This window comes from Bacteroidota bacterium, from assembly GCA_039821555.1.
Lineage (GTDB): Bacteria > Bacteroidota > Rhodothermia > Rhodothermales > Rubricoccaceae > JBCBEX01.
In genome coordinates this window covers 338,738-353,940 of sequence record JBCBNX010000001.1, presented here as the reverse complement: position 1 = coordinate 353,940, position 15,203 = coordinate 338,738, and the positions used below count along the sequence as shown (strand labels likewise).

The 15,203-nt window shown below is 64.1% G+C and carries 13 protein-coding genes; 10 read left to right on the top strand and 3 right to left on the bottom strand.

The window, feature by feature from the left end:
- Window positions 1-12: 12 nt before the first annotated feature.
- From rlmN to AAFU51_01430, 4 genes are all read left to right on the top strand, one after another.
- Complete coding sequence (gene rlmN, locus AAFU51_01445; GenBank protein ID MEO1569908.1) at window positions 13-1,107, top strand: 23S rRNA (adenine(2503)-C(2))-methyltransferase RlmN; 1,095 nt, start codon at window positions 13-15, stop codon at window positions 1,105-1,107.
- A gap of 98 nt (window positions 1,108-1,205) precedes the next feature.
- Window positions 1,206-2,582: a wax ester/triacylglycerol synthase family O-acyltransferase gene (locus AAFU51_01440; protein MEO1569907.1), complete on the top strand. Its 1,377-nt coding sequence runs from the start codon at window positions 1,206-1,208 to the stop codon at window positions 2,580-2,582.
- A 129-nt stretch (window positions 2,583-2,711) separates the two neighbouring features.
- On the top strand, window positions 2,712-3,173 hold the full coding sequence (locus AAFU51_01435) for a hypothetical protein (GenBank protein ID MEO1569906.1): 462 nt from the start codon (window positions 2,712-2,714) through the stop codon (window positions 3,171-3,173).
- A complete protein-coding gene (locus AAFU51_01430) occupies window positions 3,173-3,829 on the top strand; it encodes a phosphoribosylanthranilate isomerase (protein ID MEO1569905.1) in 657 nt (218 codons plus the stop codon). The genes AAFU51_01435 and AAFU51_01430 overlap by 1 nt, the downstream gene beginning before the upstream one ends.
- Window positions 3,830-3,843: 14 nt before the next feature.
- Here the strand turns inward: AAFU51_01430 and AAFU51_01425 are convergent, their stop codons facing one another.
- Window positions 3,844-4,188 carry a DUF6122 family protein gene (locus AAFU51_01425; GenBank protein MEO1569904.1) on the bottom strand — a complete coding sequence of 115 codons (345 nt, stop codon included), beginning with the start codon at window positions 4,186-4,188 and terminating at the stop codon, window positions 3,844-3,846.
- 136 nt (window positions 4,189-4,324) lie between these two features.
- Between AAFU51_01425 and AAFU51_01420 the strand changes: the two genes are divergently transcribed.
- A complete protein-coding gene (locus AAFU51_01420) occupies window positions 4,325-4,795 on the top strand; it encodes a GNAT family N-acetyltransferase (protein MEO1569903.1) in 471 nt (156 codons plus the stop codon).
- Between the two features lie 13 nt (window positions 4,796-4,808).
- Here AAFU51_01420 and AAFU51_01415 read toward each other — a convergent pair whose 3' ends face one another.
- A complete protein-coding gene (locus tag AAFU51_01415; protein ID MEO1569902.1) occupies window positions 4,809-4,967 on the bottom strand; it encodes a DUF5989 family protein in 159 nt (52 codons plus the stop codon).
- A 170-nt stretch (window positions 4,968-5,137) separates the two neighbouring features.
- On the opposite strand from AAFU51_01415, the gene AAFU51_01410 reads away from it, so the two are divergent.
- The 5 genes from AAFU51_01410 (at window position 5,138) to AAFU51_01390 (ending at window position 12,139) form a co-directional block, all read left to right on the top strand.
- A complete protein-coding gene (locus tag AAFU51_01410; GenBank protein ID MEO1569901.1) occupies window positions 5,138-6,364 on the top strand; it encodes an ABC transporter permease in 1,227 nt (408 codons plus the stop codon).
- A gap of 121 nt (window positions 6,365-6,485) precedes the next feature.
- Entirely contained in the window at window positions 6,486-7,730 is a 1,245-nt protein-coding gene (locus AAFU51_01405; protein ID MEO1569900.1) for an ABC transporter permease, read from the top strand.
- A gap of 347 nt (window positions 7,731-8,077) precedes the next feature.
- A complete protein-coding gene (locus AAFU51_01400; protein MEO1569899.1) occupies window positions 8,078-8,740 on the top strand; it encodes a hypothetical protein in 663 nt (220 codons plus the stop codon).
- A gap of 256 nt (window positions 8,741-8,996) precedes the next feature.
- Window positions 8,997-9,545 (top strand): carboxypeptidase-like regulatory domain-containing protein, encoded by a 549-nt coding sequence (locus AAFU51_01395; GenBank protein ID MEO1569898.1) that lies wholly within the window; start codon window positions 8,997-8,999, stop codon window positions 9,543-9,545.
- Window positions 9,546-9,604: 59 nt separating this feature from the next.
- On the top strand, window positions 9,605-12,139 hold the full coding sequence (locus AAFU51_01390) for a TonB-dependent receptor (GenBank protein ID MEO1569897.1): 2,535 nt from the start codon (window positions 9,605-9,607) through the stop codon (window positions 12,137-12,139).
- Between the two features lie 21 nt (window positions 12,140-12,160).
- Here AAFU51_01390 and AAFU51_01385 read toward each other — a convergent pair whose 3' ends face one another.
- Window positions 12,161-14,881 carry a valine--tRNA ligase gene (locus AAFU51_01385; GenBank protein MEO1569896.1) on the bottom strand — a complete coding sequence of 907 codons (2,721 nt, stop codon included), beginning with the start codon at window positions 14,879-14,881 and terminating at the stop codon, window positions 12,161-12,163.
- Window positions 14,882-15,203 lie beyond the last annotated feature (322 nt).

Here is a 15,203-nt window from a genome sequence, read left to right as displayed (position 1 = left end):
GTTTGTGGAGGCATGGCACCTGACTCTTCCCCCCTCGTCGATTTGAAGACCCTCGATCGCGACGGCCTCGCGGCCTTCGTGGCGGAGCAGGGCTGGCCGTCGTTTCGCGCGAAACAGCTGTTCGGCTGGCTCTACGGCAAAGGGGCGACCCACTTCGAAGCGATCACAGTATTGCCGAAGGCAATGCGCGAGCAACTCGCCGCAGTCGCGTGCATCGGGACGATCGAGGAGGTGCAGCGCCAGGTCGCCACGGACGGCACGGTCAAGCTGCTCTACGCGCTGAGTACGGGCCGCCGCGTTGAGAGTGTGCTTATTCCAGACTTCGACGAGGCCACCGGCAAGGCCAAGCGGCTCACGGTCTGCGTGTCCAGCCAAGTCGGCTGCGCGATGGGCTGTCACTTTTGCGCGACGGGCCTGATGGGCTTCCACCAGAATCTATCGCCCGGCGAGATCCACGACCAGGTCTACCATCTCAACACGCTCGCGCTCGAACGCTTCGGCAAGGGCGTCACGAACGTGGTGTTCATGGGCATGGGCGAGCCGCTCCAGAATTATCGCAACGTCGTCGCGGCCACTCGCCTGCTCACCGACCCCAACGGGCTCATTCTGAGCTCAAAGCGCATCACGATCTCGACGGTCGGTCTCGCCCGACGCATACGCACCCTCGCCGACGACATCGCGGCCGGGACTGCTCCGCCCGTGCGCCTCGCGATTAGCTTGCACGCGCCTACGGACGGGCAGCGGAGCGCCATTATGCCCGTCAATCGCTCCGAGAAGACCGACCTCGCGGCGCTCAAGGACGCCGTCCAGCATTATACCCGGACCACAGGCCAGCGAGTGACCTACGAGTACTGCGTCTTCGCCGACCGCAACGACCAACCCGAGGACGCCCGCAACCTCGCCCGCGTGGCGCGGTGGGCGCCCAGCAAGGTGAACCTCATCATGTACAACCCCGTCGAGGGCACGGCCTTCACCAGCACCGATGAGGCGGCGCTCAACCGCTTCATCCGTGTGCTCGTGGACGAGGGCGTCCGCGTCACGGTCCGCCGCAGCCGCGGCCAGGACATCGACGCGGCCTGCGGTCAACTCGCTGTTCTCGACGGATGACGTAGGTTTGCCTGCCCGGCTGACGCGCGCTGCTGATGGCGCGTGCGCCACGACCGCTCCGACCCCCCCACTCCCCGTTTCTCCGGCTCCCACTCGATATGGCCGTCAAATCGTATCCGATGAGCACCGCGGACGTCACGTGGCTCCGCATGGAAGCCCCGACCAATCCGTTCACGATTTCTGGGGTGCTCTTGCTTGGTGAGACGATGGACATCGAGACGATGCGCCGCATGGTGAGCAACCGGCTGCTCGTCTTCGAGCGCTTCAAGCAGCGCGTCAAGGGGCGACACGCGACCCCGCGCTGGGAGAAGGACCCGCACTTCCACATCGAAAAGCACGTGCACGAGGTAGCGCTGCCCAACCCTGGCGGCAAAGCCGAACTGCAAGCACTCGCCAGCGACCTCCTCAGCACGCCGCTCGATTTCGGCAAGCCGCCGTGGGAGATGCACCTCGTCCAGAACGTCGACGGCGCGAGCGCCATCATTGGGCGCATCCACCACGTCTACGGCGACGGCATCGCGCTCATCCACGTCCTGCTCTCGATGACGGATGAGTATTTCGATCCTGAGCGTGGCTCGAAACCCGGCGGGAAAGGCAAGCCTTCACCGCTGACGGCGCTCTTCAAGCCTGCGATGCATGCGGCCGGAGCGACGGCCAAGGTTGCGGGGACGGTCGTCGGCGACACGGTCAAGATGGCCGTCAACCCGAGTCACCTCTTCCACCGGGCGAAGCAGGCCATGAGCCTCGGCGGCACGCTATCTCGGCTCGCGCTGCTCCCCGAAGATTCGCCGACGCGGTTCAAGGGCGAGTTGAACTCGCTTAAGCGCGTGGCGTGGTCGAAGGAAGTCTCGCTCGATGTCGTGAAGCGGATTGGCGCGGCCAACGACGCCAAGGTCAACGATGTCCTTCTCACGGCGGTCGCCGGCGCGCTCCGCCGCTATCTCACCGCCCAGGGCGACCCCACGGACGACGTGCAGATTGGTGCGGCGGTCCCAGTCAATGTGCGCCCGCTGGAAGAGGCCTACAAGCTGGGCAACTACTTCGGCATCGTTTTCCTGATGCTCCCGGTGGGCGTGGAGGACCCGCGCGAGCGACTCGCGATCCTGAAAGCGCGCATGGACCGCATCAAGGTGACGCCGGAAGCGCTTGTGATGCTCGGGGTGCTTCAGACGGCGGGGGCCGCGCCGCGCGTCCTCCAGGACAAGCTCCTCGACATCCTGAGCGCGAAAAACTCGGCGGTGATGACCAACGTCCCGGGTCCCCGCGAGCCGCTCCACTTCGAGGGCATCGAGATGACGGGGATGATGTTCTGGGTGCCATGCTCCGGCAGCATCGGCATGGGTGTGAGCATCCTCAGCTACGCAGGCGGCGTGCGCCTCGGCATTGCCACGGACCGCGGCGTCGTCGAAGACCCAGAAACGCTCGCGGCGCTGTTCGACACGGAGTTTGAAGAGTTGGCCGCTGAGTTTGCGTAGGTTCGGCGCTGTCGTTTTCGTCGTCCACTTACAATCTGGCCCACCTCAGTGCGCTCTAGTCTCCTGCTCTCTTTTTGCGTTCTCATCCTAGCCTTGGCCGGGTGCGCGTCAACTTCCACCGAGTCGCGCATGCTCACCGACGCGACGGTCTCGATTGAGCGGCTGGCCGTGATGCTCGACGTGCCGGATACCGCTATGCGAGAGGGCATGGTGAGTGTCCTCCGCGAGTCGCTGAGCGCTGACAATGTCGAAGTCGTCGTTGTTGAAACCTCGCGGGACCCACGGCCCGAACGAATTGCTCAGATCGGTGCGAACGCTGACGCCTCTGCCGTGCTCTTTGCAGGGACGACAAGCATGTTGCTCGGCGATGAGACGGTTACGGCGCAGACCCGCTTCGGCGAGAAGGCGGCAGCAACGCAGGCGTTCACTATCAACTTGACGCTCTACGGCGTCGACGCGCAGCGCCGGATCTGGACCGCGACGACGTCGTCGCAAAAGAAAGGGCGAGGCCAGCGTACCGAGATCGGCCGCGAGGTCGCACAGAGCGCGGTGCAAGCAATGCGTGACGACGGGCTGCTGTCGCCACGATGATGCCCCCTCGCGTAAAAGTCTGCTGCATCGGCAGCGTTGTAGAAGCACGCCTAGCCATCGAGCACGGAGCATCGGCGTTGGGGCTGGTGTCGGCGATGCCGAGCGGGCCCGGCGTCATCAGCGAGGCTCTGATCGCCGAAATCGCCTCGACTGTGCCGCCGCCCGTCGGGACGTTTTTGCTCACATCGAGCACGGACGCCACGCACATCGCCGCGCAGGCGAGGCAGTGCCGCGTGAACACGCTCCAACTCGTCGACGCTGTCGAGCCTGCGACTTACACGTACCTGCGCACCGTGCTGCCCGCGACCAAGCTGGTCCAAGTAATCCACGTCGAGTCCGAAGCAAACGTGGCAGAAGCCGCCCGCGTCGCGCCTCACGTGGATGCACTCTTGCTGGACTCGGGGCGGCCCTCGGCGACGATTCCGGAGTTGGGTGGCACAGGACGGACGCACGATTGGTCGCTCAGCCGCCGCATCGTGGAGGCCGTGGACACGCCGGTGTTTCTTGCGGGCGGCCTGCGCGCCTCCAATGTCGGTGAGGCGATCCGCGCCGTGCGCCCGTTCGGGATCGATCTATGCAGCGGGGTCCGCTCAGACGGAGCCCTCGACCCCGTGAAACTCGGCGCCTTCTTTCAGGCGGTCTGCGAGGCCGCCTGAGGTACCAGTGGTGCTCACACCACGCAGTCGAGCGCATCGAGCGCCATGTGGATGAGCAGGCCGAGCGCGACGAGCCACCCCCAGCGGGCTAGCTGCTTCGTTTGCGCTGACTTAGATATACGGGCGACGTAGAGCCCGCCGGCTAGGAGCGAAACGTAACTAACAATTGCTGGGTGCGTGTGCAGGGGATGGAAGCCGATAGAGCAGCGCGCCGGATCGTAGATCGGGTCTGCCAGCAGGTGGTCGGCATCCACGATCATGGTACCCACCAGCACAACGAAGGTGGTACGCCACCCACGGCGATCAATCGCCACGGCAACGACGAGTGGGACGATCACGTGCAATGCGATGTGGATCATCGAATCGAGTATGTTCAGGGCCGTAGCAAATGTGGCGTCGGCACTCGAGACGCTGTGTTGGGGCCCATCCAACCCGGTAGGCTTCGCGCTTGTGATGGTCTAGCTTGTCGTACTGCCTCGCTGTTCTGTACCTCCCATGCAACTTCTCGACACCAGGGTGCCTTCTGACTTTCCGCCGTCGCTGCGGGTGGAGCGCGTCGGCATGGATCGGTTTGCCGAGGTGCGCGCGATCAACGAGGCAATCTTTAACGAGGCGCGAGTCATCAACCAACTTGACCGCCGAGACTTGGTCATGCTGCTGGCCTCGTTGAACGACACGCCGGTCGGCTTCAAGGTGGGCTATGGGGAAAACAGGACCACGTTCTACAGCGCGAAGGGCGGTACGCTTCCGGTGTGGCGTCGGCGAGGGCTGGCGCAGCTTCTCCTAGCCGAGATGATGCAGGAGGCCCGGGTGCTCGGGTATCTCGTGTTTGCCTACGACACGTTCCCGAATATGCATCCGGGGATGACCGTCCTCGGGCTAGCGCAGGGATTTCGCGTCACCGCCGCGGGCTACAATGCCTCATACCGGGACTATCGCCTGCGCTTCGAAAAGGAGTTGGGATAGCCCACGCCGTCGTCTAAAACAGCGCGTAGATAAACGGCGCCAGCGGGTTACCGCCCACGGCAACGAGGATGGCTCCGAGAAGCAGCAGGATCACGACGATCGGTGCGAGCCAGAATTTTTTGCGGACCTTGAGAAACTCCCAGAACTCCCGGATGATGCTGACTTTGCTCATGGTGGTGTTGTCTCGGTAGCCTACCTGGTCGGTTTTCACGCGTAGCGGAGCGAAAGCTACGGACACGCGCAGGGCGCAACAACGCGGCGACGCTGGCGTAGGGCCGACTCTGAGTGGTCTACCCTGCACCGCTCGACCTATCGGCCTCACCTCTCCTTTCCTGCTTTCGCGTGCGCTTCTTTACGGAATTGCTCGAAGGCCTGCGCATCGCCATGCAGGCAGTCTGGGCCAACAAGCTCCGCGCGCTGCTGACGACGCTCGGCATCATCATCGGCATCGCCACCGTGACCACGATGTTCACGGTCATCAACGGGATCGAGCAGGGCTTCGACCGGTCGATGGACATGCTCGGGACCAACGTCTACACCATCGAGCGCACCCCGGACGGGTTCGACAACGACTGGTGGAAATACCGCAGCCGGCCGCGCATCCGGGAGGAGTTGGCGTACTACATCGACGACCGGAAGTCGGAGAACCTCGAGTTCGTCACGCCGGTGAGCTATGCCGGTTTCCCTATCCAGTACCAGGACCGCCGCATCTCTGGCACCTTTGCCCGCGCTGCCACGCCCGCGCTGGCTGACATCAACAATTTCGAGCTCGACGCGGGGCGGTTCTACAACGAAACGGATTACCAGCGTGGCCGGCCGGTGGCCGTCATTGGGATGGGCGTGGCGAACGAGCTCTTCCCTATCGAGAACCCCATCGGCAAGCGCATTCGCGTCGGCGGGCAGCGCCTGGAGGTGATCGGGGTGCTGGAGGAGCAGGGCAAGTTCCTCGGGCTGATCTCCTTCGACGAGCAGGTAATGCTCCCCCTGACCACGTTTAAGCGCCTGTACGATTCCGACCCATACATCGAGGTGCAGGCGAAAGCAGCCTCGCCGGACGTGATGGTCGCCGCGTTCGACGAGCTCACCGGTCTCACCCGCGCCTTCCGTGGCCTCGATGCACTCGACGACGACAACTTCGCGATCCAGAGCACGGACGCTTTCGAACAGCAGACCTCTGGCGTGAAGGGCGCGATCTACGGCGTCGGGCTGTTCCTGACGGCGCTCTCGCTTCTTGTCGGCGGCATCGGCGTGATGAACATCATGTTTGTCTCCGTAAAGGAGCGCACCCGCGAGATCGGCATCCGCAAAGCCATCGGGGCGCCGCGCCGCGCCATCCTCACCCAGTTTCTGATCGAGGCGGTCGTCGTGTGCCTGTTGGGCGGCCTGATCGGCGTTGGGATCGCCGCGCTGGCTGCCATGGCGATCGACCAAGTATTCACGGCGCAGCTTTCTCCGGCCACGGTTGGCCTCGCCTTCTCGATTTGTGTGGGCGTGGGCGTCGGCTTCGGCTTCGTGCCAGCTTGGACTGCGGCAAAGGCTCGTCCCATCGAAGCACTTCGCTACGAATAGACGCAGCATGAGGTGTGTTGCAGGACGTTGACGTGCTTCTGCCAGCCTTCTCTCCTCTCCTGGCTGTGATGCCCGACCCCGCATCCACCACTGACTTAGAACTTCAACCTCCTACTTCGCCGTGTTTTTCGAGACGATTCGGATGGCGCTGGAGTCGCTGCGGACCAACAAGCTCCGTAGCGCGCTCACACTTCTCGGCATGGTGATCGGCGTCTTCTCGGTGATCGCCTCCGTGACCGCCGTGCAGGTCATCGACGACTACTTCACCGACGCCTTCGCCGGTATCGGTTCGACGACGTTCTTCGTCCAGAAGTACCCAGCGATCAACTTCGGCCCGACAGACGAAAGCATCCGGAACCGCCAGGACATCACGTATCCGCAATACGAAGAGCTCCTCCGCCGTGCCCGCCTGCCCGCCTCCTTGGGCCCCGACGAAACGTTCGAGTGGGCCACCAAGGTGAGCTACACCGGACCCAACGGGACGATTGAGACCGCTCCGAACCTACAGCTTCGCGGCGTCAACGAGGAGTGGGCGATCAACAACGGCTATGATCTCGACGACGGGCGTTTTCTCTCCAGCGACGACATTCGCTACGGACGGCCGGTGATTGTGATTTCGCGGCCGGTTGCTGACGAGTTGTTCGAGTTCGAGCAGCCCATTGGTAAAATGATTGCCGTGCAGGGTCAGCGCTTCCAGGTCGTGGGCCTCCTCGCCGAGAAAGGCGCCATCCTCGGCGACAACCAGGACAACCGGCTGCTCGCCCCGATCACAACGCTCTTCGGCGCATTCGGAGGGCTGACGACTCGCAACATCTCCATCGACGTGCGCGCCCCCAGCGTGCAGATGCTCGACGCCACGATCGACGAGGTGGTCGGCCACATGCGCGCTATCAGACGGGTGCCGCCGCAGAACGAGAACGATTTTGAGGTGATCACCAACGACGCACTCTCCGGGCCGTTTGAGAGCTTCACGAACGGCCTCACGCTCGGCGGCGTTTTCATCGGCATGATCGCCTTGCTTGCTGCGGGCATCGGTGTGATGAACATCATGCTCGTGAGCGTGACGGAGCGCACCCGCGAGATCGGCATCCGCAAGTCGCTCGGCGCGAAGCGGAGCACGATCCTAACGCAGTTCCTTCTGGAAGCCGTGTTTTTGTGCCAGATCGGCGGCCTCGTGGGTATTGGTCTCGGCGTGCTTGGCGGCAATGCAATGTCACTGCTTGGCGAGAGCCTTACGCCCACGTTTCCGTGGATGTGGGCGTTTATAGCCGTGCTGGGGGTGACGGTTGTCGCCCTCGCGTTTGGCGTGTTCCCTGCCTACAAGGCTGCCCGGCTGAATCCCATCGAAGCCCTGCGGTATGAATGAGCACGCCTGTGCCTGCGTAATACGGAAAGGAGAACTCGCGTCTATGCTTCATGCCTGCTTCGAAGCACCCCGTGAACTTGCCACGGAGGCTTCGGTCTTAACATTGACATAGCAACCGGCGCGGTGCTTGCGTGCATACTCCTGCCACGCCCCTGACTTGCTGCCGCGCTATGTCTCCGCTGCTTGACGCCTCCTCTACCCTCGACGTGCCGCGCTCCCCGCGCTCTGTGACGCCCCCCGTCGTATCGCCCCGCGCGGTATCGGCACGAGTACCTGCTACCGCGTCCGAACTTCCAGGAGGTCCGGAGGTGTTGGAGGACGAGCCGACGTTGGAATCGGTACCCGATATGACGGGTACGCGCCCGCTCGGCTACCGCGTGGCCAACGCGCTCAGCTTCCTGATCAATCCGCTGGTGCTGCCGCCTACCGGATTCGGTCTGACTCTCGCCCATTTTGGGGCCTCGGGGGGCGAAATCGCCTGGATCGTGACGGTAGGTGTCGTCTTCTTCGGTGTCGTACCGCTGGCCTACATCGGGTGGATGGTGACGACCGGCCGGGCTCGCTCCGTCGAGGTGCGCGAACGCGATAAGCGTACGGGGCCGCTTGCCGCAGGCATCATCGGCTACATCATGGGCGTCGCCCTGATTGCGACGACAGGACAGACCGCCGTGCCGCTATTGGTGGCCCTAGCCTTGACGTTTCCCGTCAACACGATCCTGGTCCTCCTGATCACGCTCAAGTTCAAAATCTCGATCCACGTCACGGCAGTCGCCGGGTTCGTTGCGGGGCTGCTCTTTGTCACCCTGGTTCCGTGGGCAGGCCTTCCGGAGCCCCCGTTTCTCCAACTTGGCCCCGTCCTGGCCTGTGGCTTCATGCTGCCGCTCATCATGTGGGCACGCGTCCACGCCAAGGCTCACACGGTGCAACAGGTCGTGCTCGGCGCAGTCTTTGGAACGCTGCTACCGCTGTCGGAGCTATGGCTCGCGTGGCATTTTGGTTGGCTTGGCTAGACGGAAGCAGAGCCTATTGGCGCACCTAGCCAGGTATCCCTCTTTTTCTCCCCGGTCAGTCAGGGGGACTGCCGTGTATATTTCGCGTCGTACGGATTCCTCCACCAGCTAGGTCGCGTCTGCTCGTTCGATACCGTCCTCTTTGCTCAGCAATCGCAGCCCATGGCTGCATGACGGTATGTCTCCGGTGCCTCGACGTGATGGTCGCCTCGGCTGGCCCGCACGCCCCCAGCGTGCTTTCGGCCTTGCCTTGGTTATGCTTGCACCGCTCGCAGGTGCCGCGCAGACCACAGGTGAAATCGTCGGGCGCGTCACCGAGACCACCGGTGGCCCCATCCCCGGCGCCACCATCCTCGTCACGGGCACCAACTACGGCACCGCCGCCGAGAGCGACGGCACCTACGAGCTCGTCATCCCCGAGGGCCGCTGGTCGATCACCGTCTCCGCCGTCGGCTTCGCGGCCGTGACCGACTCCGTCATCGTCGAGCGGCGCGCCCAGGTGCGCTACGACGTGGCCCTCGCCCCGAGCGACGCGACGCTGGGCGAGGTGAGCGTGGTCGCCGAGCGCACCAACGACGCGGGCGTCTACAGCATCGACGCCGAGTTCCTCGAGGATATCCCGCAGTCGCTCGCGGACGGCCTACGCGCTGTGCGTGCCCCAGCTGGATCGCTGCCCTTCGCCGATGTCTTTCGTGGGTGGTATCTCGATGGCCGCGTAGGCCCTTCCAACCTGCCACCCGGTCGCCAGACGGCGGAAATGCGCTCTACCGTTGGCGCGCTCCCCGCCTACGCCACGCAGTTTTAGCCCGGCCCCCTGACGCGCTACACCTCGTCTCGACCGCTTTCCTACCTTTGCCGCCCTCCATGCCCACCAAACGCAGTCCTCGCCTGCTTTTCGACGGAATGAACCACGCACTCACCCAGGCGGTGCGCGCCTGTAGCCTCGTCCTTTCCCTGCTCGCACCGCTCACGGGCTGGGCGCAGATCAACGGCGAAATCGTCGGGCGCGTCACCGAGACCACCGGTGGCCCCATCCCCGGCGCCACCATCCTCGTCACGGGCACCAACTACGGCACCGCCGCCGAGAGCGACGGCACCTACGAGCTCGTCATACCCGAGGGCCGCTGGTCGATCACCGTCTCCGCCGTCGGCTTCGCGGCCGTAACTGACTCCGTCATCGTTGAGCGGCGCGCCCAGGTGCGCTACGACGTGGCCCTCGCCCCGAGCGACGCGACGCTGGGCGAGGTGAGCGTGGTCGCCGAGCGGACCAACGACGCGGGCGTCTACAGCATCGACGCGGAATTCCTCGAAGACATCCCGCAGCCGCTCGCGGACGGCCTGCGCGCTGTAAAGGTGCTGCCGGGCGTCGTCTCCAACAACGAGACCTCGAACGAGTACAGCGTGCGCGGCGGCGGCTTCAACGAGAACCTGTACTACGTCAACGGCTTCGAAATCTTCAAGCCGCTGCGGACACGGCAGGGCGAGCAGGAAGGGCTCGGCCTCGTCAACCCCGACCTCGCCGACCGCCTTACGCTCTACGCCGGCGGTTTCCCGGCGCGGTTCGGTGGCAAGCTCTCGTCGGCGCTCGACGTGCGCTACGGCCTTCCTGACGAGCAGGGGTTCACCGGCTCGGCATTCACGTCCACCCTTGACGCTGGAGGTGCCGCTCGCGGGCGAGTCGGTAAGCTCGGCGCTGCGATCGGTGTGCGTACGGCTCGGGCGAGCCGCTTCTTCGAGAGCCAAGCGCTCGAAGGCGAGTACGACCCCGAGTTCAACGACGTGCAGATGCTCTTTGGGTATGACCTCGCGCCAGGCCACCGCATCGAAGCGCTTGGGATGTATGCGGCGCACCGCTTCAGCCTCGACCCGCAGAGCCGCGTGTCCAACTTCGGCATCTTCCCCGCCATCACGTCGGTGCGGCTTGACTACTCCGGGCAGGAAGAAGACGGCTACGACATCGCCTTCGGTGGCCTGCGGCTCATGAACCGGCTCTCGGACCGTATCCGTATCGAGCATCAGATCGCGTACTTCGACCTGGAGGAGTTTGAGCAGTACGACGTCACGAGTGGGATCGAAATCTTCGACGTCATCAACCCGAACTTGCCGCTTGACGACGACAACCTACTCGCCACCGGCACCGCTGCAGAGCGCGACGTTGCCGACAACCGCATCGGCTTCACCTCGTTGACAGGAGCTGGTCGCTATGGCCTTGCGCTCGACCGGCACGCCCTCGAAGTGGGCTGGCAGGCGCGCCTGCTCGAATTCCGCGACCAACTGTTCGAGTTCAAACAGATTGTGGGGCGCGACGGCATGACCAACAATCAACTCGTCTTCGCGCTCGACTCAGTCAACGCCGTCGCGCAGTTCGAGGAGTCGCAGCTTGGGATCTACGCGCAGGACGCCATCGACCTGCTGCCGCAGGAAGGCCGACTCGTCGCCACGCTAGGCGTCCGCGCGGACTACTTCTCGTTCAACGACGAGTGGACGGCCAGCCCGCGCCTCTCCGTGCTCTACCAGCACACGCCTCAGCTCACCTTCACCGGCGCGGCAGGGCTCTACTACCAACAACCTACCTACCGCGAACTTCGCGGCGACCTCGCCGAGGCCGCCACGAGCGACCAGAGCGTGGGCAATGACGACCTCAACGCCGCGTTCAACCGCGACCTCGTCAGCCAGCGTTCAATCTTAGTCGTCGGCGGCGTAGAGCGATTTTTCCCGAAGCGACGCCTCTATGTTCGCGCCGAGGCCTACTACAAGCAGCTCTCGGACCTCATCTCGTACACCGTCGAGAACACGCGCGTGACCTACACCGGCGAGAACGACGCCGATGGCTACGCTGCGGGCTTCGACGTTCAGGTGCGCGGCGAGATCGTACCGGGCGTGGAGAGTTGGGTCAACTACGGCTTTCTGACCACCCGCGAGACGTTCAAGGACGGCACCGTGGTGGACCCGACCGTGGTGGGCGTTCTCCCGAGTGACAACACCGTCGCACGCCCCTTCGACCGACGGCACAACGTCACGCTGTTCGTTCAGGACTATGTGCCCGGCGACGACTCATGGAAGCTCCACATGCGCGCGCTCTTCGGCACGGGCCTTCCCTACACGCCGCCAGTCCCCGACCCCGAAAACCCTTCGAACACCGCACTGCGTGTGCCGGGCGACCGCAACAGCGACCGCTTCCCGCAATACCAGCGCATCGACCTCGGCGCAACGAAGCAACTCATGCTCACCAACCCCGGCGCGGCGCGGCCGGTAGCGATGAAGCTCACCGTGGAGGTGCTGAACATCTTCAACTTCCGCAACACGATTGCCTACTCGTGGATCGGCAACAACTGGCAGCGGGTCCCGACGCGCCTCACGCCGCGCACGGTCAACGCGCGGCTGCGGGTCAACTTTTAGGTGCCCCTCGTGACGACCTGACTAGCCGAGGTCGTCGCGGTTGGCTTCCAGCTTCGCGATCTCGGCGCGGGCGTCGGCGGCCTTCTGGCGCTCCTTCTCGACAATGGCCTCGGGGGCGCGACTGACGAAGTTCTCGTTGGAGAGCTTCTTCTCGACGCCCTTCAGGAAGCCCTTCTTTTGCTCGATCTCTTTCGTGAGGCGCGCGCGTTCCTGTTCGAGGTTGATCATGCCCGTGAGCGGGACGAACACCTCGTGTCGGTCCACGACCACGGCGGCAGAGGCTTTCGGCTTGGCGAGACCTGTCCCGAGCGTGAGACCATCCACGCCTGCAAGGGCCGCGAACGTCGCGCGGTTGGCGTCGAGCACGGCGACGAGCTCAGCACGGCCGGCGTCCCCCCCGTCCACATCAATGTTCACCGTCACAGCGATGCCTTTCGAGGGCGGGACGTTGTACTGCGCACGCACCGAGCGGACGGCCGTCACGAGATCCTGAATCAGGCTGAACGCCGTTGCCGCCTCAGTGTCTTCGAGCGACGCATCGGCTTCGGGCCACTTGGCGACGATGCACGCAGCGCCGTCTTCCCGCGGGCGAAGTCGCCACCAGAGGTCTTCGGTGATGAACGGCATGAACGGGTGCAGCAGCTTCGTCAGCTGCTCGTAGATCTCGACGGCCAGCGCGAGCTTGTCCGGGTCCATCGCGCGGAGTTCACCGTCCGGCCCGTAGGTTGGCTTGATCAGTTCGAGATACCAGTCGCAGTAGTCGCGCCAGAAGAGGTCGTAGATGCGGTTGGCCGCTTCAGAGATGCGATAACGGTCCATCGAGGCGGTGATATCGAGGATGCCCTCCTGGAGGCGCGTCAGCATCCAGCGCTCGACCAACTCCAACTCCTCGAAGGAGCGCGTGCGGACGTGATCCGAAACGGGTCGCCCGTCGTCGCCCGTCTCCATGAAGCGGCCGAAGACGCGGAAGGCGTTCCAGATCTTGTTCGCGAAGTTGCGCCCGCCCTCGAACTTGGCCGGGTCGAGCTTGATATCCTGCCCCTGTGCGCAGAGGACCGCCATTGTGAAACGCACGGCGTCGGCACCATACTGCTCCACCATGTCGAGCGGGTCGATGCCGTTGCCGAGCGACTTCGACATCCAGCGGCCCTGCTTGTCCTTGATCATCCCCGTGATGAAGATGTCGCGGAAGGGCACCTCGTCGGTGAAGTGCAGCCCGGCCATCACCATGCGCGCGATCCAGAAGAAGAGGATGTCGTAGCCCGAGACGAGGACCGACCCCGGATAGAACGTCTTCAGATCCTCGGTCTCGTTCGGCCAGCCGAGCGTCGCGAAGGGCCAGAGCCACGACGAGAACCACGTGTCGAGCACGTCCTCGTCCTGCACCATGCCCGGCTCGGGCTGATCGACGGAGACGACGAACGGGCGGTGCTCGTCGATTTGGCCGTCCGCGTCGGTGTGGTACCACACCGGAATGCGGTGCCCCCACCAGAGTTGACGGCTGATTGGCCAGTCGCGGATGTCTTCGAGCCAGCGGAAGTACTCGTTCTTCCAGCGGTCGGGGTGGAACGTGATCGCGCCGTCTCGGACAACGTCCAGCGCACGCTCGGCGAGCGGCTCCATACGGACGTACCACTGCGGCGAGAGCAGCGGCTCGATGACGGCACCCGAGCGCGACGAGATCGGGACGGTGTGGCGGTAGGGCTCGACCTTTTCGAGCAGTCCTTCCGCTTCGAGGTCGGCGACGATGGCCTTGCGGGCAGCGAAGCGGTCCATGCCGGCGTATGTGCCGCCATTATCGTTGATCTTCGCGTCGAAGTCGATCACGGTGACGCTCTCCAGGCTATGGCGCTGCCCAAGGGCGAAGTCGTTCTCGTCGTGCGCGGGCGTGACCTTCAGCGCCCCCGCGCCAAACTCGGCCTTCACGTAGCTGTCGGCGATGATCGGGATCTCGCGGCCGACGAGCGGGAGCAGCACCGTCTTACCGACGAGCGTCCGGTAGCGGTCGTCGTCTGGGTTGACCGCGACGGCGGTGTCGCCGAGCATCGTTTCGGGTCGCGTGGTGGCGATGGTGATGTGGCCCTCGCCCTCCACGAGCGGGTACTGGATCCACCACAGGTGCCCGTCGCGCTCGACGTTGTCGACCTCTTCGTTGGAGATCACCGTGCCGCTACCCGGATCCCAGTTGACGAGGTAGTCCCCTTTGTAGACGAGGCCTTGCTCATGGAGCTTCACGAACACGTCCTGCACGGCGCGGGAGAAACCGTCGTCCATCGTGAAGCGCTGGCGGGACCAGTCGGCCGACACGCCGAGGCGGCGCTTCTGCTGGAGGATGATCTCGCCGTACTCCTCTTTCCAATCGTAGACTCGGTCCACGAAGGCTTCGCGGCCAAGGTCGTGGCGCGTCTTGCCCTCTTGCTTCTTCAGCGTCCGCTCGACCACGTTCTGCGTAGCAATGCCCGCGTGGTCGAGGCCAGGGATCCATAGCGCCTCGTAGCCTTGCATGCGGCGGAGACGGGTGTAGGCATCCTGCACGGTGTCCTGGAGGCCGTGACCCATGTGGAGCCGCCCAGTGACGTTGGGCGGCGGCATCGCAATGACGTGTGGCTTCTTGCCAGCGTGAGCGTTAGCGCTGAAGAAGCCGCCCTCCTCCCAGAAACGGTACCAGCGAGTCTCGATCTGCGTGGGGTCGTATGCGGAAGTAGACGATTCGATGGCCGGGGTGGACGTTTCGTTGGACATGTGAAGGAGGTGGCGATCGGCCGATCAGCAAGGAGGACGGAATTGAGAGCGCCAAGATACGCGGGGTCGCCGCCTCTCGATCCACCTCGGAAGCGCTCCCGAACGCCGATTCTGGGGCGTGGGTTCGGCACCAGCACGCCCCTGCTCCAGAATGAGGCACCATGTTCCAAAGCTGGCACGCACCTTGCCATCCCATGACATCGTCAGCATTCATCGCTCATGGATGGATGTTAATGTTTACAACCTTACTGGCTGATTCTCACAGTTTTGCTGGGGTTGTCATACTGACTCGCCTTCGCCTCTAAGGCGCAGGTCCTGTTCA